This window comes from Pseudomonas sp. R32, assembly GCF_009866705.1.
Classification (GTDB): domain Bacteria; phylum Pseudomonadota; class Gammaproteobacteria; order Pseudomonadales; family Pseudomonadaceae; genus Aquipseudomonas; species Aquipseudomonas donghuensis.
This window is the reverse complement of sequence record NZ_CP019396.1, coordinates 1,468,336-1,487,396: the sequence shown is the minus strand read 5'-3', so window position 1 is coordinate 1,487,396 and position 19,061 is coordinate 1,468,336. Positions and strand designations below refer to the sequence as shown.

16 protein-coding genes are annotated in these 19,061 nt (G+C 62.5%); 5 read left to right on the top strand and 11 right to left on the bottom strand.

Features of this window, described 5'->3' with window-relative positions; genetic code table 11:
• Positions 1-86: 86 nt before the first annotated feature.
• Entirely contained in the window at positions 87-1,208 is a 1,122-nt protein-coding gene (locus PspR32_RS06845; RefSeq protein ID WP_100783144.1) for a beta-ketoacyl-ACP synthase III, read from the bottom strand.
• A gap of 206 nt (positions 1,209-1,414) precedes the next feature.
• Entirely contained in the window at positions 1,415-5,320 is a 3,906-nt protein-coding gene (gene hrpA / locus PspR32_RS06840; protein WP_159388248.1) for an ATP-dependent RNA helicase HrpA, read from the bottom strand.
• 187 nt (positions 5,321-5,507) lie between these two features.
• On the opposite strand from hrpA, the gene PspR32_RS26155 reads away from it, so the two are divergent.
• The 3 genes from PspR32_RS26155 (at position 5,508) to PspR32_RS06830 (ending at position 8,471) form a co-directional block, all read left to right on the top strand.
• Positions 5,508-5,672: a hypothetical protein gene (locus PspR32_RS26155; protein ID WP_167336594.1), complete on the top strand. Its 165-nt coding sequence runs from the start codon at positions 5,508-5,510 to the stop codon at positions 5,670-5,672.
• A 96-nt stretch (positions 5,673-5,768) separates the two neighbouring features.
• A complete protein-coding gene (locus tag PspR32_RS06835; protein ID WP_159388247.1) occupies positions 5,769-7,133 on the top strand; it encodes a glutamine synthetase family protein in 1,365 nt (454 codons plus the stop codon).
• Between the two features lie 30 nt (positions 7,134-7,163).
• A complete protein-coding gene (locus PspR32_RS06830) occupies positions 7,164-8,471 on the top strand; it encodes an NAD(P)/FAD-dependent oxidoreductase (protein ID WP_159388246.1) in 1,308 nt (435 codons plus the stop codon).
• Between the two features lie 97 nt (positions 8,472-8,568).
• Here PspR32_RS06830 and fadD1 read toward each other — a convergent pair whose 3' ends face one another.
• Both fadD1 and fadD2 read right to left on the bottom strand, forming a co-directional pair.
• Complete coding sequence (gene fadD1, locus PspR32_RS06825) at positions 8,569-10,266, bottom strand: long-chain-fatty-acid--CoA ligase FadD1 (RefSeq protein WP_010223079.1); 1,698 nt, start codon at positions 10,264-10,266, stop codon at positions 8,569-8,571.
• Between the two features lie 265 nt (positions 10,267-10,531).
• Positions 10,532-12,220 carry a long-chain-fatty-acid--CoA ligase FadD2 gene (fadD2, locus tag PspR32_RS06820; RefSeq protein WP_010223080.1) on the bottom strand — a complete coding sequence of 563 codons (1,689 nt, stop codon included), beginning with the start codon at positions 12,218-12,220 and terminating at the stop codon, positions 10,532-10,534.
• Between the two features lie 208 nt (positions 12,221-12,428).
• Here fadD2 and PspR32_RS06815 point away from each other — a divergent pair, with 208 nt between their 5' ends.
• Together PspR32_RS06815 and PspR32_RS06810 are read left to right on the top strand one after the other, a co-directional pair.
• On the top strand, positions 12,429-13,373 hold the full coding sequence (locus PspR32_RS06815; protein WP_010223081.1) for an alpha/beta hydrolase: 945 nt from the start codon (positions 12,429-12,431) through the stop codon (positions 13,371-13,373).
• Between the two features lie 35 nt (positions 13,374-13,408).
• Entirely contained in the window at positions 13,409-13,879 is a 471-nt protein-coding gene (locus PspR32_RS06810) for a MaoC family dehydratase (RefSeq protein WP_010223082.1), read from the top strand.
• Positions 13,880-13,882: 3 nt separating this feature from the next.
• On the opposite strand, the gene PspR32_RS06805 is transcribed toward PspR32_RS06810, so the two are convergent.
• The 7 genes from PspR32_RS06805 to PspR32_RS06775 all read right to left on the bottom strand — a co-directional run bounded on the left by PspR32_RS06805 (position 13,883) and on the right by PspR32_RS06775 (position 19,044).
• Positions 13,883-15,118: an RNA polymerase sigma factor gene (locus PspR32_RS06805; protein ID WP_159388245.1), complete on the bottom strand. Its 1,236-nt coding sequence runs from the start codon at positions 15,116-15,118 to the stop codon at positions 13,883-13,885.
• Positions 15,118-15,609: an SRPBCC family protein gene (locus PspR32_RS06800; RefSeq protein ID WP_010223084.1), complete on the bottom strand. Its 492-nt coding sequence runs from the start codon at positions 15,607-15,609 to the stop codon at positions 15,118-15,120. Before PspR32_RS06800 ends, PspR32_RS06805 begins: the two co-directional genes overlap by 1 nt.
• Positions 15,610-15,628: 19 nt before the next feature.
• Positions 15,629-15,973 carry a YciI family protein gene (locus PspR32_RS06795; protein ID WP_010223085.1) on the bottom strand — a complete coding sequence of 115 codons (345 nt, stop codon included), beginning with the start codon at positions 15,971-15,973 and terminating at the stop codon, positions 15,629-15,631.
• Positions 15,974-16,059: 86 nt separating this feature from the next.
• Entirely contained in the window at positions 16,060-16,494 is a 435-nt protein-coding gene (locus PspR32_RS06790; protein ID WP_159388244.1) for a YybH family protein, read from the bottom strand.
• Positions 16,495-17,154: 660 nt separating this feature from the next.
• Complete coding sequence (gene aac(6') / locus PspR32_RS06785) at positions 17,155-17,604, bottom strand: aminoglycoside 6'-N-acetyltransferase (protein ID WP_010223087.1); 450 nt, start codon at positions 17,602-17,604, stop codon at positions 17,155-17,157.
• Positions 17,601-18,086 (bottom strand): GyrI-like domain-containing protein, encoded by a 486-nt coding sequence (locus PspR32_RS06780; RefSeq protein ID WP_010223088.1) that lies wholly within the window; start codon positions 18,084-18,086, stop codon positions 17,601-17,603. The genes aac(6') and PspR32_RS06780 overlap by 4 nt, the downstream gene beginning before the upstream one ends.
• Positions 18,087-18,384: 298 nt before the next feature.
• A complete protein-coding gene (locus PspR32_RS06775) occupies positions 18,385-19,044 on the bottom strand; it encodes a LysE family translocator (protein ID WP_026001317.1) in 660 nt (219 codons plus the stop codon).
• Positions 19,045-19,061: the final 17 nt, after the last annotated feature.

The window sequence follows — 19,061 nt, the reverse complement described above, 5'->3', positions numbered from 1 at the left end:
TAGAGTCCGATTAGGCGGATTTGTTACAGCCAACGCCATCAGCGAAGTGCACCAGCACGGTGGGACACTTCGCCCTTAACTGAAGCTCAGCGCTTGCGCAGGATCACGCTACCAATCGAATAACCGGCGCCGAACGAGCTGAGCACGCCCAGCGCGCCCTGTGGCAGGTCATCCTGATGCTTGTGCAAGGCGATCACCGAGCCTGCCGAACTGGTGTTGGCATAGCTGTCGAGGATCACCGGTGCCTCTTCTTCCAGGGCATCACGGCCGAGCAGTTTCTTGACGATCAAGTGGTTCATGCTCAGGTTGGCCTGGTGCAGCCAGAAGCGCTTGACGTCGCTGACGTTGAGGTTGTTATCGGTCAGGTGCTGGCCGATCAGCTCGGCAACCATCGGGCAGACCTCGCGGAACACCTTGCGGCCTTCCTGGACGAACAGCTTGTCGGGGGCGCCGATGCCCTCTTCGCCCGCGCGGTTGAGGAAGCCAAAGTTGTTGCGGATGTTGTTCGAGAACTGGGTCAGCAGCTTGGTGCTGACAATGTCGAACTGATGCTTGGAGGTCGCCAGGTCGGCGCGTTCGACCAAGACGGCGGTGGCCGCATCACCAAAGATGAAATGGCTGTCGCGGTCACGGAAGTTCAGGTGGCCGGTACAGATTTCCGGGCTGATCACCAGTACCGCGCGGGCCTGGCCCAGTTGCACGCTGTTGCAGGCGGTCTGGATGCCGAAGGTGGCCGACGAGCAGGCCACGTTCATGTCGAAACCAAAGCCGTTGATGCCCAGGGCCTGTTGCACTTCGATGGCAATGGCCGGGTACGGGCGCTGCAGGTTGGAACAGGCAACGATGACCGCATCGACGTCCGCAGCCGTGCGGCCTGCGCGTTGCAGGGCCTGTTCGGCGGCGGCCACGGCCATCTGGCAGAGGATCGACGGTTCGTCGTTGGAGCGCTCCGGCAGGCGCGGCTTCATGCGCTGCGGATCGAGGATGCCGTCCTTGTCCATGACGAAGCGGCTTTTGATCCCCGAGGCTTTTTCAATGAAGGCGGCGCTGGACTCGGCCAGGGCCTGGACCTCACCGCGCTCGATGGCGGCGGCGTTGTCGCGGTTGAACTGCTGCACGTAGGCGTTGAAGGACTCCACCAGCTCTTCGTTGGAGATGCTGTTGGCCGGGGTGTACAGGCCGGTGCCGCTGATGACGACGTTATGCACGGTCGTTCCTCTGTTCGGGGCCATTGCCAGCCCGGCAACGGCCTGTTCGGTCGGTTTGAGTTGGCACCAAAGTACCAACTTTGACTGGTAATGACCCTGACGTGCAGGGCCCCTGCGCAGTGCTGCATTCGAGAGCCGCGCACGCCCGGCAGGTAATTCCGGGGTACGCGGCGAATATCAGCCAAGTGTGCCACAACTGCAGGGGTTTAGGCTTCCACCTGACTCCACTGCTTGCTCAGTCGTTTGTCGGAAACCGGCACCTTGGTACCCAACTGCTGGGCGAACAACGACACCCGGTATTCCTCCAGCCACCAGCGGTACAGCTGCAGCTGCTCGTCGCGCTTGCCTTCCTGGGCGTGCTTGTCGAGGCGGGTCTGGTACTGGCTCCAGAGGTTGCCCAGCTCACCACTCCAGACCCGGTCCTTCTGCACCTGGGCACCGAGTTTCTCCAGGCGCAATTCGATGGCCCTGAGGTAGCGTGGCAGTTCCTTGAGCCACAGCCCCGGGGTTTCACGGACAAAGCCCGGGTAGACCAGGTTAGCCAATTGCTGCTTGATGTCGTTGAGGGCCACGGCCTGAGCCAGGTCGATCTTGCCCTTGAAGCGCTTTTGCAGGCCGTGCCAGAGCTTGAGGATCTCCAGGGTCAGACGCGCCAGGCGTTCGGCGTGCTCGGCCCAGCTTCCGCGCTTGCGCTCGGCCAGCGAGGCCAGGCCTGCGCCATCGCGCGGCAGGGTGCTTTCGCCGTCAAGGATGCAGCTGTCGAGGCTGGCCAGGAGGATATCTTCGACCAGCGCCTCGACCCGGCCCAGTTCACGGTACAACAAGCCAAGCTCGGTCAGCCCCGGCAGCTTGCTGCGCAGGAACTTGGCCGGCTCCGCCAATTGCTGCAGCAACAAGCGCTGCAAGGCACGGCGGTGCTGGAATTCGGCTTCGGCCTGGGTCGAGAAACGCCCCTCCTTGACCGTGCCGTTGTCTTCCACCAGCGCCGGATACACCGTCATCGACAGCCCGGCAAACTTCTGTTGCGCGGTCTCGGCCACCTGGGTAAAGGCCTTGGCCTGCACCGGCTGCTGGCTTTGCGCAGTCTGCGGCACCGCCAATGCCGCCTGACTGGCAGCGGCGAAGCGTGCAGTCAGTTCAGCCAGGTCGCGGCCTTCACCAAGGAACTTGCCCTGGCCATCGACCACTTCCAGGTTCATCTTCAGGTGGCTGTCGACCTGCGAAGCGGCTTCGGCCCAGGCTTCATCGCTGACCCGCACACCGGTCATGCGCAGCAGCTCGCGACCCAGCGCCTGGGGCAACGAGCCTTCGCCAAAGCTCATGCGCTGCAACGCGGCCTTGACGAAGTCCGGCACCGGCACGAAGTTCTTGCGCAGCGCCTTGGGCAGGTTGCGCACCAGGCCAATGCACTTGGCTTCCAGCAGGCCCGGCACCAGCCACTCCAGGCGCTCGCCCGGCAGGCTCGGCAACAGGGGCGCCGGCACCCGCACGGTGACGCCGTCTCGCGGATGGTTCGGCTCGAAGTGGTAGCTCAGGGCCAGGCTCAGGTCGCCCAGGCGCAAGGTGTCCGGGTACTGCGCGGCGGTGACTTCACTGGCCTCGCGGGCCAGCACGTCTTCCTCGCGCATGATCAACAACTGCGGGTCTTTCTGGCTGTTGACCCGGTACCAGCTGTCGAACGTTGCGGTCTGGTGGATCTCGGCCGGCAGGCGCGCTTCATAGAAGCCGTACAAGGTTTCTTCATCGGCGAGGATATCGCGCCGACGGGCCTTGGCCTCCAGCTCGTCGAGCTGCTCGAGCAAGCGCCGGTTGGCGCTCAGGCATTTGGCTTTGGACTGGATCTCGCCACCGACCAGCGCCTCGCGGATAAACAGCTCGCGGGACATCACCGGGTCGACCGGGCCGTAATGCACTGGCCGACGGCCGACCACGATCAGGCCATAGAGGGTGACCTGCTCGAAGGCCACCACCTGGCCGCGCTTCTTCTCCCAGTGCGGTTCGAAGTGGTTTTTCTTGATCAGGTGCCCGGCCAGCGGCTCGATCCAGTCCGAATCGATCTTGGCCACCATGCGCGCATAGAGCTTGGTGGTTTCCACCAGCTCGGCGGTCATCAGCCACTGCGGGCGCTTCTTGCCCAAACCGGATGACGGGTGCACCCAGAAGCGCCGCTGGCGGGCACCGAGGTAGTCACCGTCTTCGGTCTTCTGGCCGATCTGGCTGAGCAGGCCGGACAGAATCGCCTTGTGCAGGCGCGGGTAGTCAGCAGGCTCTTTATTGATGCTCAACTGCAGATCACGACAGATCAGGCTCAACTGCCGGTGAGCATCGCGCCATTCGCGCAGGCGCAGGTAGTTGAGGAAGTTTTTCCGACACCAATTGCGCAGCGGGCTGGCGGTCAGGGCCTGGCGCTGCTCCTCGAAGCCGCGCCACAGGTTGACCAGCGCGGCGAAGTCGGAGTCGGCATCCTTCCATTGCGCATGGGCCTGGTCCGCCGCTTGCTGGCGCTCCGGTGGACGCTCGCGCGGGTCTTGCACCGACAGCGCACTGGCGACGATCAACAGCTCGTTGAGACTGCCTTGCTTGGCGCCTTCGAGCAGCATGCGGCCCAGCCGCGGGTCCACTGGCAGGCGCGCCAGTTGCCGGCCCAGGGGCGTCAGCTGGTTCTCGCGGTTGACCGCCGAGAGCTCCTGCAACAGGTTGAAGCCGTCGCTGATGGCCTTGCCATCCGGTGGTTCGATGAACGGGAACGCGTCGATCTCGCCCAGGCGCAGGTGCAGCATCTGCAGGATGACCGCAGCGAGGTTGGTGCGCAGGATTTCCGGGTCGGTAAAGGCCGGCCGCGCGTTGAAGTCTTCTTCGCTGTACAGGCGCACGCAGATGCCCGGTTCGACCCGGCCGCAGCGGCCCTTGCGCTGGTTGGCACTGGCCTGGGACACGGCTTCGATCGGCAGGCGCTGGACCTTGGCCCGGTAGCTGTAGCGGCTGATCCGCGCGGTGCCGCTGTCGATCACATAGCGAATGCCCGGCACTGTCAGCGAGGTTTCGGCGACGTTGGTGGCCAGCACCACACGCCGCCCCGGATGGGACTGGAAAATCTTCTGCTGCTCGGCCGGTGACAGGCGCGCGTACAACGGCAGGATCTCGGTGTGGCGCAACTGGGCCTTGCGCAGCATCTCGGCGGCGTCGCGAATTTCGCGCTCGCCCGGCAGGAACACCAGCACATCGCCCGGGCCTTTGCCCAGGCTGCGCTCGTGGGCGGCAATCTCGTCGAGGGTGGCGAGGATCGCCTGGTCAACGGTGAGGTCGTCCTCGACGCGGTTGCCCTCCTCGTCCTGCTCACTGGTCAATGGCCGGTACCAGGTTTCCACCGGGTAGGTGCGACCCGACACTTCGATGATCGGCGCATCGTTGAAGTGCTTGGAGAAGCGCTCAAGGTCAATGGTCGCCGAGGTGATGATGACCTTGAGATCGGGACGGCGTGGCAGCAGGGTCTTCAGGTAACCGAGCAGAAAGTCGATGTTCAGGCTGCGCTCGTGGGCTTCGTCGACAATGATGGTGTCGTAGCGCTCAAGAAAACGGTCGTGCTGGGTTTCGGCCAGGAGGATGCCGTCGGTCATCAGCTTGACCAGGGTGTTGGCATCGCTCTGGTCTTCAAAGCGCACCTGGTAGCCAACCAGCGCCCCCAGTGGCGTGCCCAGCTCTTCGGCGACCCGGGTAGCGACACTGCGCGCAGCAATCCGCCGTGGCTGGGTATGGGCGATCAGACCATGCTGGCCGCGGCCAAGCTCCAGGCAGATTTTCGGCAACTGGGTGGTTTTGCCCGAGCCGGTTTCACCGGCGATGATCAGCACCTGGTGCTCGGCCAGGACCTTTTTGATCTCGTCACGCTTGGCCGCAATCGGCAGGCTGTCGTCGTAACGGATGCTCGGCACGCTGGCCTTGCGCGCAGTGACCTGGGCGCAGGAGGCCTGAACCTTGTCGACCCATTGCGCAAGCTTGGCCTCGTCCGGGCGCTTGCGCAGCTCGTGCAGCTGCCGGCGCAGGCGGTGACGCTCGGCAATCATGGCGTGGTCGAGGTTTTTCAGCATTTGATCAATCGCGTGGTCAGTCATGGGGGCTTTTTAGTCGTGCAGGTGAGCCTGCTTTTGCATGATCGGCTTTTTCAAGGGCTGCGATTGTCGCAGATTTGCCGACGCTCGGCACGGTTGCAGGCGGCCCGGGCATTGTTTAGTCAAGACTTACCTGAAGTTGCACAAAGGCTTATTTAATGAACCTTCCCCGGCATGGGAGTATCCAGGCATGACTTCGTCTCCCGGTTTGCCCCGTCCGCTGCTGCGTCCTTCGTTCCCGAAGGTGCGGGCACGCTCTGGGGAAAATCCGCTGGTGCACATCATTCTCGCCTTCTGGGCCTTGTGGCACTGCCGCCATGCCCGCCCACCGGACGCCCGCCTCGCTCTGCACTGAACCGTGCGGCCAGCTTCTGGCCGACCTTCCTTGTCGAAGACTGCCGCCTGACCGGCTAGGCAGTCCTGTGCGCCTGACGGCGCGAGCGAGCGCACCATGCAATTTGCCCCCATCGAGCAGGCCCGAACGTTTCTGGCCACCAACCCCGATATCGAAATGATCGAGCTGTTCATCCTCGACGCCAACGGCGTGCCGCGCGGCAAGCTGCTGCACCGCGAAGAGCTGCTGGCGGTGTACGAAAGCGGTCGGCCATTGCCCAGCACCATCCTCGGCCTGACCCTGAACGGCGACGACGTGGAAAACTCCGGGCTGGTCTGGGATGTCGGCGACATTGATTGTCGCGCCTATCCCCTGGAAAACAGCCTGGTGCGTCTGCCGTGGCGGCAGATTCCCACAGCGGCGCTGCAGGTCAGCATGCACCCCAGCGAAGGCCTGCCGGCGAGCATTGCCGACCCGCGCCATCTGCTGATCAAGGTCATCGATGCGCTCAAGGCCGACGGTTACTACCCGGTGATGGCCTGCGAGCTGGAGTTCTACCTGCTTGACCAGAAGCGCGACAGCCAGGGCCGGCCGCAACCGGCGCTGGACAGCGACGGCGGCCGCCCGCGTGGCACCCAGGTCTACGGCCTGCGCGAACTGGAACAGATCGAGCCGTTTCTCGCCGACCTCTATGCTGCCTGCAAAGCCCAGGGCATTCCGGCGCGCACGGCGATTTCCGAGTACGCCCCGGGCCAGGTGGAAATCACCCTGGAGCATGGCGACGCGCTGCTGGCCATGGACCAGGCAGTGCGCTACAAGCGCCTGGTCAAGGGCGTGGCACACAAGCACGGGATGCAGGCCTGCTTCATGGCCAAGCCGTTCGATCACCTGGCCGGCACCGGCATGCACATGCACGTGAGCCTGGCCGATGCCCTGGGCAACAACCTCTATGCCAGTGAAGACAAGGCCGGCACGCCGCTGCTGCGCCAGTCGGTGGCCGGCATGCTCAAGCTGCTGCTCGATTCGCTGCTGCTGTTTTGCCCCAACGCCAACTCCTATCGACGCTTCCAGGCCAACAGCTATGCGCCGCTGGCGCCGACCTGGGGGGTGGATAACCGCACCGTCAGCCTGCGCGTGCCAGGCGGCCCGGCCAACAGCCGGCATATCGAGCACCGCATCTGCGGCGCCGATGCCAACCCTTACCTGGCCGCGGCGGCGATCCTTGCCAGCCTGCATCACGGCATCCGCCAACAACTCGACCCTGGCGCACCGGTCGAGGGCAATGGCTATGCCCAGGCCACCGAACTGCTGCCCACCGACTGGCTGACGTCGCTGACTGCGCTGGAGCGTTCGAGCTGGGCACGGGAGGCCTTCGGCGCCGAGTTCCTCGGCGTGTACCTTGCGGTCAAGCGCGCCGAGTACCGCCAGTTCATGGCCGAAGTCGGCGAGCAGGACTGGCGCTGGTACCTGACCCAGGCCTGACTCTCTCTTTTTGCGCCAAGGATTTTTGTCATGAATGCAGCCGTAAATCCCGGCCCTGCCCAGCGCAGTGCCTCCTACTACACCGCAAGCCTCAATGACGCCACGCAGTACCCGACGCTCAAGGGCACGGTGAAGGTCGATGTGGCAATCATCGGCGGTGGCTTTACCGGTGTCGCCAGCGCCGTGGAGCTGGCCGAACGCGGCCTGAAGGTCGCCATTATCGAAACCAATCGCATCGGCTGGGGCGCCAGCGGGCGCAACGGCGGCCAGGTCACCGGCAGCCTCTCGGGCGATGAAGCGATGCGCAAGCAGATGCGCGACAAGCTCGGTGATGACGTCGATGACTTCATCTGGCACCTGCGCTGGCGCGGCCACCAGATCATCGAGCAAAGGGTGGAACGCTACGGCATCGACTGCGATCTCAAGCGCGGCCACCTGCACGCGGCGATGAAAGCTTCGCACATGGGCGAACTGCGCGCCTTTGCCGCCGAGGCCGAGCGCCACGGCATGGGCGATCAGGTCGAGCTGCTCGACCAGCATGCCATGCGCGAACACCTGCAAAGCCCGCTGTACCTGGGTGCCTTGAAGAACCGCCGCAACCTGCACCTGCACCCGCTCAACCTGTGCCTGGGCGAGGCCCGCGCCGCGCACAGCCTGGGCGCGTTGATCTTCGAGAACTCCGAGGTACTGGACATCATTCACGGCGACCAGCCGGCGGTGGTGACGGCCCACGGCCGGGTCGAAGCCAAGCAGGTTTTGTTGGCCGGCGACGTCTATCACAAACTGGAACAGCGCCAGCTCAAGGGCAAGATCTTCCCGGCCATGGGCGGCATCGTCACCACCGCGCCACTGGGTGAGCTGGCCGCGCAGATCAACCCCCAGGACCTTGCGGTGTACGACTGCCGCTTCGTCCTCGACTACTACCGGCTGACCGCCGATGGCCGCCTGCTGTTTGGCGGTGGCGCCAACTATTCCGGGCGCGACTCACGGGATATCGCCGGTGAACTACGCCCGTGCATCGAGCGCACGTTTCCGGCGCTCAAGGGCGTGCCGATCGAGTTCCAGTGGAGTTGTGCGATGGGGATTGTGGTCAACCGCATTCCGCAGCTGGGCAAGCTGTCGGATAACGTCTGGTACTGCCAGGGCTATTCCGGGCACGGTATCGCCACCAGCCATATCATGGGCGAGATCATGGCCGAAGCCCTGACCGGGACGATGGAGAAATTCGATACCTTTGCCGGCTGCAAACACATCAAGGTGCCAATGGGCGATGTGTTGGGCAATCCGTTGCTGGCGGCGGGGATGTGGTACTACCAGATGCTCGAAAAATTGCGCTGAAACCATCGCTGGCAAGCCAGCTCCCACAAGGGCCAATTACACCGTACCTGTGGGAGCTGGCTTGCCAGCGATCGAGCGCGAAGCGCTCGCCTGAAACTCAGGCGATCTTCTTAAGGCCCAGCTTCTTCAGCTCTTCATCACGCAGTTCACGGCGCAGGATCTTGCCAACGTTGGTCGTCGGCAACGCATCACGGAACTCGACAAAGCGTGGCACTTTGTAGCCGGTGACATTGGCGCGCATATGCTCCATCACCTGCTCCTTGGTCACGGTCATGCCCGGCTTGACCACGATGAAGATCTTGATCACTTCACCGGACTTCTCGTCCGGCACGCCGATGGCCGCACACTGCAGCACGCCTGGCAAGGCCGCCAGCACATCTTCGAGCTCGTTCGGATAGACGTTGAAACCGGAGACCAGGATCATGTCTTTCTTGCGGTCGACGATACGCATGTAGCCGTCCGGCTGGATCAGGGCGATGTCACCGGTCTTCAGCCAGCCTTCGCTGTCGAGGATCTCGTTGGTGGCATCTTCACGCTGCCAGTAGCCCTTCATCACCTGCGGCCCCTTCACGCACAACTCGCCGACTTCGCCCAGTGCCAGTTCCACACCGGCGTCGTCGATGATCTTGCACAGGGTCGAGGGCATCGGAATACCGATGGTGCCGATCTGGTTCTGCTCGGCCGGGTTGACCGCTGCCACCGGGCTGGTTTCGGTCATGCCGTAACCTTCGCAGATGGCGCATCCGGTCACTGCCTTCCAGCGCTCGGCGACACTCATCTGCAGCGCCATACCGCCCGACAGGGTGATCTTCAGGCCGGAGAAATCCAGCTTGCGGAAATTCTCGTTGTTGCACAGGGCGACGAACAAGGTGTTCAAACCGACAAAGCCGCTGAACTTCCACTTCGACAGTTCCTTGACCATCGCCGGTAAGTCACGCGGGTTGCTGATCAGGATGTTGTGGCTGCCGATCAGCATCATCGCCATGCAGTGAAAGGTGAACGCGTAGATGTGGTACAGCGGCAGCGGTGTGATCAGGATCTCGCAACCTTCGTTGAGGTTCGAGCCCATCAGCGCCCGGCATTGCAGCATGTTGGCCACCAGGTTGCGGTGGGTCAGCATCGCGCCCTTGGCCACCCCGGTAGTGCCGCCGGTGTATTGCAACACGGCCACATCATTACTGCCCGGATTGGCTTCCTGAACAGTCTTGCCGCGGCCTTTGCTCAAGACATCGTTGAACTTCACCGCTTTGGGCAGGTGATAGGCCGGGACCATTTTCTTCACGTACTTGATCACGCTGTTGATCAACAGGCGTTTAACCGGTGGCAACAGATCGGCCACTTCGGTGACAATAACGTGTTTGACCTGGGTCTTGGGCACCACCTTCTCGGCCAGGTGCGCCATGTTCGCCAGGCAGACCAGCGCCTTGGCGCCGGAATCGTTGAACTGGTGTTCCAATTCCCGCGCGGTATACAACGGGTTGGTGTTGACCACGATCAGGCCCGCCCGCAGGGCACCGAACACGGCAACGGGGTATTGCAGGACGTTGGGCAGCTGCACGGCAATACGATCACCCGGCTGCAGGTCGGTATGCTGTTGCAAGTAGGCGGCAAAGGCCCCCGACAACTCATACAACTCGCCGTAGGTAAGGGTTTTGCCCAGGTTGCTAAAGGCCGGTTTATCGGCAAAGCGTTGGCAAGACTGCTTCAATACCGCCTGAATATTCGGATACTCATCAGGATTGATTTGCGAGGCAATCCCGGCTGGGTACTTATCCTTCCAAAAATTTTCGATCATGGAAGCCCACTCCTCCAGCAGCAGCGAATTCTTCACCGCAGTCGATGCGATTATTATTGATATAAGATTACGGTTTATTGCAAACCTGATAATCCGAAGCGGGCCGAGAGTAGCAGCTTTGCCAAGGGCCGCCTAGAGCTAAAGTAGCCCAAACAGTCACGGAAATGACTCTTGATTATCACGTAGTCATTTTTAGAGTAAAAATTCTAAAGCCTTGGGTTTCAAGAAGCAAGCCGCAAGCTGGAGGCGTGCTTGCGGCTTGCCGTCAGGCTATATCGCGCAACTCCCTGCGCAGAATCTTGCCCACCGCCGTCATCGGCAACGACTCCCTCAATACAATGTGCTTGGGCACCTTGTAGCCCGTGAAATTGGCCTTGCAATAAGCCTTCAGCTCTTCAAGGGTCACCCCGCCCTCGCGCGGTACCACGAACAGCTTCACCGCCTCGCCCGAACGCTCGTCAGGAACGCCGATCACCGCGCAACTGGCCACCTGCGGATGGCCCATCACCACCTCTTCGATCTCGTTCGGATACACGTTGAAACCCGAGACAATGATCATGTCCTTCTTGCGGTCAACGATGCGGGTAAAGCCATCCGGGTCGATCACTGCAATGTCGCCGGTCTTGAACCAGCCTTCGCTGTCCAGCGCCTCGGCGGTCGCCTCAGGGTGCTGCCAGTAGCCTTTCATGACTTGCGGGCCCTTGATGCACAACTCGCCGCGCTCGCCAAAGGGTTGCTCGACGCCCTCGTCGTCAATGACCTTGAACGCCGTGCCCGGCACCGGAATGCCCACGGTCCCCAGGCGCGCCAGCTGGCCATAAGGGTTGGTACTGGCGACCGGCGAGGTCTCGGTCAGGCCGTAGCCTTCGACAATGCGGCAGCCGGTGATGCTCTCCCAACGCTCGGCGGTGGCGCTGACCAGTGCGGTACCACCGGAGTTGGTGACTTTCAGCGCCGAGAAGTCGAGGTTCTTGAACTCGGGGTGGTTCATCAGTGCCACGAACAGGGTGTTGAGCCCCAGCAGCGCAGAAAACTTCCACTTCTTCAGTTCCTTGATAAAGCCAGGAATGTCCCGCGGATTGGTAATCAGCACGTTGTGGTTACCGGTCACCATCATGCACATGCAGTTCGCGGTGAAGGCATAGATATGGTAGAGCGGCAGCGGTGCAATCATCACCTCCTGCCCTTCCTTGATCAGGCGCTGGCCATCGGGCCCATGCTGGGAGAAACACGCCAGCACCTGGAGCATGTTGGCCACCAGATTGCCGTGGCTCAGCATCGCGCCCTTGGCCAGGCCCGTGGTGCCACCGGTGTACTGCAGCACGGCGATGTCGTCCAGGCTCTGCGCCACCGGCTTGAGCGACTGGCCCTGGCCCTGGGCCAGGGCGCTCTTGAACGGCACTGCCTGGGGCAGACGGTAGTCAGGGACCATCTTCTTGACCTTGCTGACGATGGTATTGACCAACCAGCCCTTGGCCGTCGGCAGCATGTCGCCCATCTTCGCTTCGATGAGAAACTCGATGCCGGTGTCGGGCAGCACTTCCTGCACCAGCTTGCCGAACATGTTCAGGTACACCAGGGCCCGCGCGCCGGAATCCTTGAACTGGTGGCGCATTTCGCGGGCGGTATACAGCGGGTTGGTATTGACCACGATCAGCCCGGCGCGCAAGGCGCCGAACACGGCGATGGGGTACTGCAGCACGTTGGGCATCTGTACCGCGATGCGGTCGCCCGGCACCAGGTCGGTGTGCTGCTGCAGGTAAGCGGCAAAGGCCGCAGAATAGCGTTCGAGCTCAGCGTAGCTCAGGGTTACCCCGAGGTTGCTGAACGCCGGACGGTCAGCGAACTTCTTGCAGGAGCGTTCGAAGACTTCGACCACGGACTTGTAAGCATTTACGTCAATTTGCGAAGGAACGCCTGCCGGGCGCTTGTCATTCCAGAAATCAGCTTGCATTTATTCTTGTCCTCATACCTGAGCCGTTCCGGCCCCCTTGCCTGCTTGGCGAAGAAGGTGCTCTGCCGACGTTAGCAGGTATGTCGCAGGTGGCAAATACGCCAAGCGCTGTCATTAACATTGTGAATCTTATTGCTGAGGACCCTGCGATTGTTCGCCTGGGTTATACACTGAGCTGATTCTCCGACTTGTGTGACAAGGACTCGCCATGCACCACGACGCGTTCTGGCTTGCGGCCAGCGATCACTGCAGCCTCTACGTTTACCAATGGCTGCCGGACACGCCGATCAAAGCGGTGGTGTTGCTCGCCCATGGCATGGCCGAGCATGCCGGGCGCTATCAACGCCTGGGCGAAGCCCTGACCAACGCCGGCTATGCCCTGCTCGCCCACGACCAGCGTGGCCACGGACGCACCGCCGAACTTGGCACTTTAGGCCTGTTCGCCCGACACAATGGCTGGAACAGCGTGATCAATGACCTGGGCCTGCTCAGCCAGCACATCGGTCAGCAGTTTCCGGGCACGCCGGTGTTCCTGTTCGGCCACAGCATGGGCAGCTATATCGCCCAGGCCTACCTGATGCACCATGGCGCCAGCCTGCAGGGCGCGATTCTCAGCGGCTCGAACTTCCAGCCCCCGGCCCTGTACCGCACCGCGTGCCTGATCGCCCGCTTCGAAGCCTGGCGCCAGGGCCCGCTGGGGCACAGCGCGCTGATCGAATGGCTGTCGTTCGGCTCGTTCAACAAAGCCTTCAAGCCCAACCGCACGGCCTTCGACTGGCTCAGCCGCGACAACGCCGAAGTCGACAAGTATGCTGCCGACCCGTTGTGCGGCTTTCGCTGCAGCAACCGTTTGTGGATCGACCTGCTGATGGGCCTGGAACAAATCAGCCAGCCCCGCAACCTGGCGCAGATCGATCCGAACCTGCCGATCCTGGTAATGGGCGGCGAATGTGATCCGGTCAGTGCCGGCAAGCGTCTCAAGGATCTGGCCGGTGCCTTGCGCCTGGCCGGCAATCAGCACGTACAGTTGCAGCTCTACCCCCAGGCGCGGCATGAGCTGCTCAACGAAACCAACCGTGACGAGGTCACGGCCGCGATCATCGACTGGCTGCAGCAGGCGCTGACCATTGCTCGCCCCGCCCGCAGCGAATGACCGGCCGGCCGCCACGATAGAAGGAAAAACAAGTGATGACCCAGGTCACCAACACGCCGTACGAAGCCCTTGAAGTCGGCCAGACCGCCAGCTTCAGCAAGACTGTCGAAGAACGTGACATTCAGCTGTTTGCTGCGATGTCCGGTGACCACAACCCGGTGCACCTGGATGCCGAGTTCGCCGCCAAGAGCATGTTCAAGGAGCGTATCGCCCACGGCATGTTCAGTGGCGCGCTGATCAGCGCCGCAGTGGCCTGCGAGTTGCCTGGCCCTGGCACCATCTACCTGGGCCAGACCATGAGCTTCCAGAAGCCGGTCAAGTTCGGTGACACCCTGACCGTGCGCCTGGAAATCCTCGAGAAACTGCCGAAGTTCAAGGTGCGCATCGCCACGCGCGTGTTCAATCAGAACGACGAGCTGGTGGTCGACGGCGAGGCCGAGATTCTCGCCCCGCGCAAGCAGCAGACCGTCGACCTGGTCAGCCCGCCACCCATCACCATCGGCTGAGCCTCACAGCTCGCGCAGACGGCGCTCGATAAAGCGCCGCTCGGGGCCCTGGCGGGTCAGTTCAAGGGCGCTGCGATAGGCCTCGCGGGCTTGATCCAGCCGGCCTAGCTGGCGGCACAGTTCGGCGCGGGCCGAATGGGCCAGGTGATAGTCCTGCAACTGCCCACGAGCCAGAATCGCCTCCACCGCCGCCAATCCCGCCTGGGCACCATCGCGCCGGGCCAGGGCGGCCGCGCGGTTGAGCTCGACCACCGGCGACGGCCAGTGCTGCAGCAGCACATCGTACAGACCGACGATCTCATGCCAATCGGTTTGCTCGGCACTGTCCGCCTGCGCATGCACGGCGGCAATCGCTGCCTGCAAGCTATAGACGCCGAACTGCTGACTGCGCAGGGCCTGCTGCACCAGTTGGCAGCCTTCGGCAATCAGCTCGCGGTTCCACAGGCTGCGGTCCTGTTCATCGAGCACAACAAGCTCGCCCTGGGCATCGCTGCGCGCTTGCTGCCGCGAGGCCTGCAACAGCATCAGCGCCAGCAGGCCGAGCACCTCCGGATCGGGTAGCAATTGCTGGAGCAAACGCCCCAGGCGGATGGCTTCATCGCTCAAGTCATGGCGCATCAGGCTCTCCCCCGAAGACGCCGAATAGCCTTCGTTGAACACCAGGTAGATCACCCGCAGCACGCTATCAAGCCGCTCCGGAAGTTCGGCCAGCGACGGCACCTGATAGGGAATCCGCGCATCGCGGATCTTGGCCTTGGCGCGGACAATACGCTGGGCGATGGTCGCCGGGCTCTGCAAAAACGCGCGGGCGATTTCTTCGGTGGTCAGGTCGCAGACTTCGCGCAGGGTCAGCGGTACCTGGGCATCGGCGGCCAGCGCCGGGTGGCAACAGGTGAAGATCAGGCGCAGACGGTCATCCTCCAGCTCTTGGTCATTCACCTGAACCTCCTCGAGCGACGCCAGCGCCTGCATCAACTGCGCCTGAGAACGGTCGAAACGCGCCCGCCGGCGCAGGCTATCGATTGCCTTGAAGCGCCCGGTGGACACCAGCCAGGCCCTGGGGCTTGCCGGAATGCCGTCGCGCTGCCAACGCTCGACAGCGATGAAGAACGCCTCATGCATGGCCTCTTCGGCGAGGTCGAAGTCGCCGAGCAGGCGAATCAGCGTCGCCAGGATACGCCGCGATTCCTGCCGGTACACGGCCTCCAGTTGCGCCCGTACCTGTGCCAGCGCGGCCATCAGTCGGGCATCTGCGTGGTCACCACCGCCACCAGGCGATCCAGGCTCTCACCCCAGCCACGGTGAAAACCCATCTCTTCATGGGCCTGGCAATCGGCAGCACTCCAGTGCCAGGCGCGGGCGGTGTATTGGGTCTTGCCATGGACGTCGTCGAAGGTCACCACCGCCGTCATGAAGGCTTTGTTCGAAGGCACCCAGCCCGGGCCAAAGGCATCGGTGAAGACGATCCGCGCTGGCGGCACGATCTCCAGAAACACCCCCTGATTCGGGTACTCGCTGCCGTCGGGGGCACGCATCACCGTACGAAACAAGCCGCCCACCCACAACTGCATCTCACATTCCGGTGTGGTCATGCCGTTGGGGCCCCACCATTGGGCAAGCAGTTGCGGCTCGGTCCAGGCCCGATACACCTTGCTCCGCGGCGCGTCGATCAGGCGTGTCAATGACAGCTCGTGCTGCGCCTTGGGCTGCTCGGGGGGTAGAAGGCTCATGGTGTTGTTCTCCTTCGCTTCAGGGTTGCAACTCTCGGATCGGCCGCACCTCGACACTGCCGACCCGCGCAGCGGGAATGCCCTTGGCAATGTTCAAGGCCTCGTTCAAGTCTCGCGCATCGACCAGATAGAAGCCGGCCAACTGCTCCTTGGTTTCGGCAAAGGGGCCGTCGGTCAGGCTCATCTGCCCGCCGCGCACGCGCACGGTAGTCGCGGTCTGCACCGGCTTGAGCGCCTCGGCGGCAAGCATGCGACCACTGCCCTGGATCGATTCGGCGTAGGCCATGCACTCGGCGTCGGCCGGGCTGTCGGGCAGGCTGTGCAGCAGACTTTCATCACAGTAGACCAGGCACAGGTATTTCATCGTCGTCTCCACAGCTGGGGATACTATGGCGGCAGATCGCACCGCCTTAGAAAGCGCGATTCGGCATAACTCTCGGGTTTTTCAGCTCAAGGCTTGAGCGAGAACAGCGCGGCTCCGGACTCCATGTCGAACGGTGCCGACCAGTGCTCATGAATGACCTTCCATTGCCCGCCGATGCGCTGGTAGCCGACGGTAACCCGCATGTAGCAGCTTTGATCCTCACCGCCTTCGCTGCTGGCCGGGCCACAACGGTTGAGCCAATGCGCCAGCGCCAGCTCCGGGGTGGCCTGGATCTGCAATTGCTCGACCTCGAAGACCATCTCGCCCGGGCAATGCTCCATACAGGCCTGCCAGTGGGCGCGGTAGGCAGCCTTGCCCTTGAACTGCAGTGCCTTGACCGCATCGAAGGCGCGGATGTCATCGGCGTAAGGGGCGGTGATGGCCTCGATATCACGGGCGCGAACAGCCGGAATCCACTGTTCGATGAGTTGGCGGATTTCGTTCTCGGCGGCACTGTTCATGGTCGTGTCCTCTGCGCGATCAGGCGCCGAACCATTCGGCGCGTTCACAGATGGTCGATTGGCGGCGGCTGAAATCGACAGACAGGGAAAATGGTTGTTCACGGAATCCTGGGGCTATGATTCTTGGGTTGGGATGTTGCAGGCTGCGGGCTTATCCATTTTGTGTGGCGCTGCTGCCGGCCCCTTCCGCCTTTACGGCGGCGCCTTGAACTACGCGCATCAAGATCAAGATCAAGCAAGTCGGTGCTCGCTTTGCCAGCGAGCTTGTCCCGCTCCGGCGTCAGCTTGGCTGCGCCATAATCTGATTTCGCAGATACGCCAGTGCAGGCGCCGCCCGTAACTTCGCGACTTCAGGAGGCTGAGCGTAGGTGTCTGGAGGGGGCTGGTGCGCAGCACCCTTCGGCCCAAGCCGAAGTCGCGAGACGTAGACTTGGCGTAGCAAGTCGTAGGCCGCGATGCCCCTGGAAGGCACCGAAGCGAAGGAACCCGGAGCGAAGCGTAGGGCCGTATGCAGGAGCGAGCGGTTTTGGTTCCTTTTGCCAAGAACAAAAGGGACCCGCCGTAAGGGCGGAAGGGGCCGGCAGCAGCGCCACAGCGAATGGATTAGCTCACAGCCTCAAAAACCAACCCAAGGATCGCATCCGCGAAGCCCCCTAAAGATCAGCCCTTGGCCAAAGGCTTGAGAAAGTACACCACCCGCTCAGTTTCACTAAAGCCCAATGCCGCATGCATCGCGTGACTGCTGTGGTTGTCCAGGGCAGCATCCGAGGCCAGCTCGCTGCAACCCAGGCTGGCGCCCCACTGCTCAACCGCCGCAATCAGGTGCCCGGCAACACCCTGGCCCCGAGCCTGGGGCGCGACGAACACGCCTTCGAGAAAGGCCACCGGCGAACTGTTGCTGCCATTGACGTAATCACTGCGGATCGAGGCTTCGGCAAAACCCAAAGCGCGCCCGGCGCGGTCACGGGCCAGAAAGGCCACCAGGCGCTGGGGCTGCTCGATGATTTCGCGCACTGACTGGCGGTGCTCCTCCAGCGGGCACTGGGGCCACAGCGCCTGGCGCAGCACAAGCCAATCGTCTTGCTGTACATCGGTGCAGGTTTCGATCATTTGCTTTCCAGAGGCAGCCATATTTCCATCACGCTATTGCGGTCATCGGGGTTGAAGTCCTGGCCATAACGCTCGAACTCAGGCGCGTTGGCCACGGTTTCGCCGGACACCGGCACCCAGTCCTTCCATATGGCCTGAAAGGTGGCCTTGAGATTGTCGAGGCTGCCGTGGTGCTCAAACACTGCGTAACGTCGGGCCTTGAGTTCGACATGCTGAAAACCGGCCGGCAGCGAATCGGTGTCCTGCACCCGGACCCCGGCGATATAGTCGAAATTGCCTTGGCCATCACCGTTGCTGCACACCCCGTAGGTTTCCCCGCCTATCTGCCCGGGAACCCGGCCAATGTGCTGCTCGAAGCGTTGCCACAGGGTGGGGATTTGCTGGAGGGTGGCCTGGCCATAGCGCTCACCAAGTCCGGCAACCGTGAAGGTACGACCGTCTTCGAAACGCGCGGGTTTGATCGGGGGAGTCTGCAGAGTCATGTCCTTTGCCTCGTTCGCCAGGGTAATGGGCACAGCGTATCCGTACCCAGCGCTAGGGTAGCGGCAATTACCCATTCTCGGAATCTGCTCGAGGGCCCGCCCCTGACGAAAAGAGCCCCTTGCGGAGCTCTTGGCATTATTGCGAAAGAAAACTGCCGCCTGAGCGTTTGGCGCGTTTGGCGGCGTGTTTTTCTTTGGCGGTTTTCAGTGGTTTTTTCTTCGTCGCCTTTTTTGCATCCAGACCTTTCATCGAAGCTCCTCCTGCCTGACGGCACCTGCGCACCGGTGTCTCGAATCATTATAGACCCGGCGCGGCCGCAGGCACGGCGAGGATGAACTCGCGGTAACCGGAAAGAATCACGTAGCCGGCGAAATAGCAGAAAATGCCCGCCGACAGCAGGTACGACCAGGTCAGCAAGCGATCCCCCAACAACCGTCCGCCATGGCTGGCAATGCCGCACAACGACAGGCACCAGATCAGCCCGGCGGCAAAAAAACCGGAGAGAAACAGCCCGGCTTCGAACAGGCTGCCGCCACCGGAACGGGAAATCAGCACCCCGCCGACCGCGGCAAACCAAAGGATGGCGCTGGGCGACGACATGGCCAGGAAGATCCCGCGCATGAACTCGCGCCAGCCCGATTCCACGACCACCTCGCCACGGGTCTCCAGGTGGGCGTTGCCACGCAGCGCCGCCAGCAGCATCTTGATGGCAAACCACACCAGCAACACCGACCCGCCCAGCCACAACACCCAGCGTACCGTTTCAAATTGCAGCAGCACGGTCATCCCCGCCAATGCCGCAATGGCATACAGCAGGTCACCGACACAGGTGCCCAGCCCCAGCCAGAAACCCTGCAGGAAGCCTCGCTGCATGGCCAGGGTGATCATGGCGATATTGGCAATGCCGATATCCAGGCACAACGACAAACTCAGCAGAAATCCATTTGAAAAAGGCATCGACGTTCCGTAACCGC

Excerpts from the sequence above, each read along its gene's own strand:
- hrpA (WP_159388248.1), bottom strand. The coding sequence starts at position 5,320 with ATGACTGACCACGCGATTGATCAAATGCTGAAAAACCTCGACCACGCC.
- PspR32_RS26155 (WP_167336594.1), top strand. The coding sequence starts at position 5,508 with ATGACTTCGTCTCCCGGTTTGCCCCGTCCGCTGCTGCGTCCTTCGTTC.
- PspR32_RS06835 (WP_159388247.1), top strand. The coding sequence starts at position 5,769 with ATGCAATTTGCCCCCATCGAGCAGGCCCGAACGTTTCTGGCCACCAAC.
- PspR32_RS06830 (WP_159388246.1), top strand. The coding sequence starts at position 7,164 with ATGAATGCAGCCGTAAATCCCGGCCCTGCCCAGCGCAGTGCCTCCTAC.
- fadD1 (WP_010223079.1), bottom strand. The coding sequence starts at position 10,266 with ATGATCGAAAATTTTTGGAAGGATAAGTACCCAGCCGGGATTGCCTCG.
- fadD2 (WP_010223080.1), bottom strand. The coding sequence starts at position 12,220 with ATGCAAGCTGATTTCTGGAATGACAAGCGCCCGGCAGGCGTTCCTTCG.
- PspR32_RS06815 (WP_010223081.1), top strand. The coding sequence starts at position 12,429 with ATGCACCACGACGCGTTCTGGCTTGCGGCCAGCGATCACTGCAGCCTC.
- PspR32_RS06810 (WP_010223082.1), top strand. The coding sequence starts at position 13,409 with ATGACCCAGGTCACCAACACGCCGTACGAAGCCCTTGAAGTCGGCCAG.
- PspR32_RS06805 (WP_159388245.1), bottom strand. The coding sequence starts at position 15,118 with ATGGCCGCGCTGGCACAGGTACGGGCGCAACTGGAGGCCGTGTACCGG.
- PspR32_RS06800 (WP_010223084.1), bottom strand. The coding sequence starts at position 15,609 with ATGAGCCTTCTACCCCCCGAGCAGCCCAAGGCGCAGCACGAGCTGTCA.
- PspR32_RS06795 (WP_010223085.1), bottom strand. The coding sequence starts at position 15,973 with ATGAAATACCTGTGCCTGGTCTACTGTGATGAAAGTCTGCTGCACAGC.
- PspR32_RS06790 (WP_159388244.1), bottom strand. The coding sequence starts at position 16,494 with ATGAACAGTGCCGCCGAGAACGAAATCCGCCAACTCATCGAACAGTGG.
- PspR32_RS06780 (WP_010223088.1), bottom strand. The coding sequence starts at position 18,086 with ATGACTCTGCAGACTCCCCCGATCAAACCCGCGCGTTTCGAAGACGGT.
- PspR32_RS06775 (WP_026001317.1), bottom strand. The coding sequence starts at position 19,044 with ATGCCTTTTTCAAATGGATTTCTGCTGAGTTTGTCGTTGTGCCTGGAT.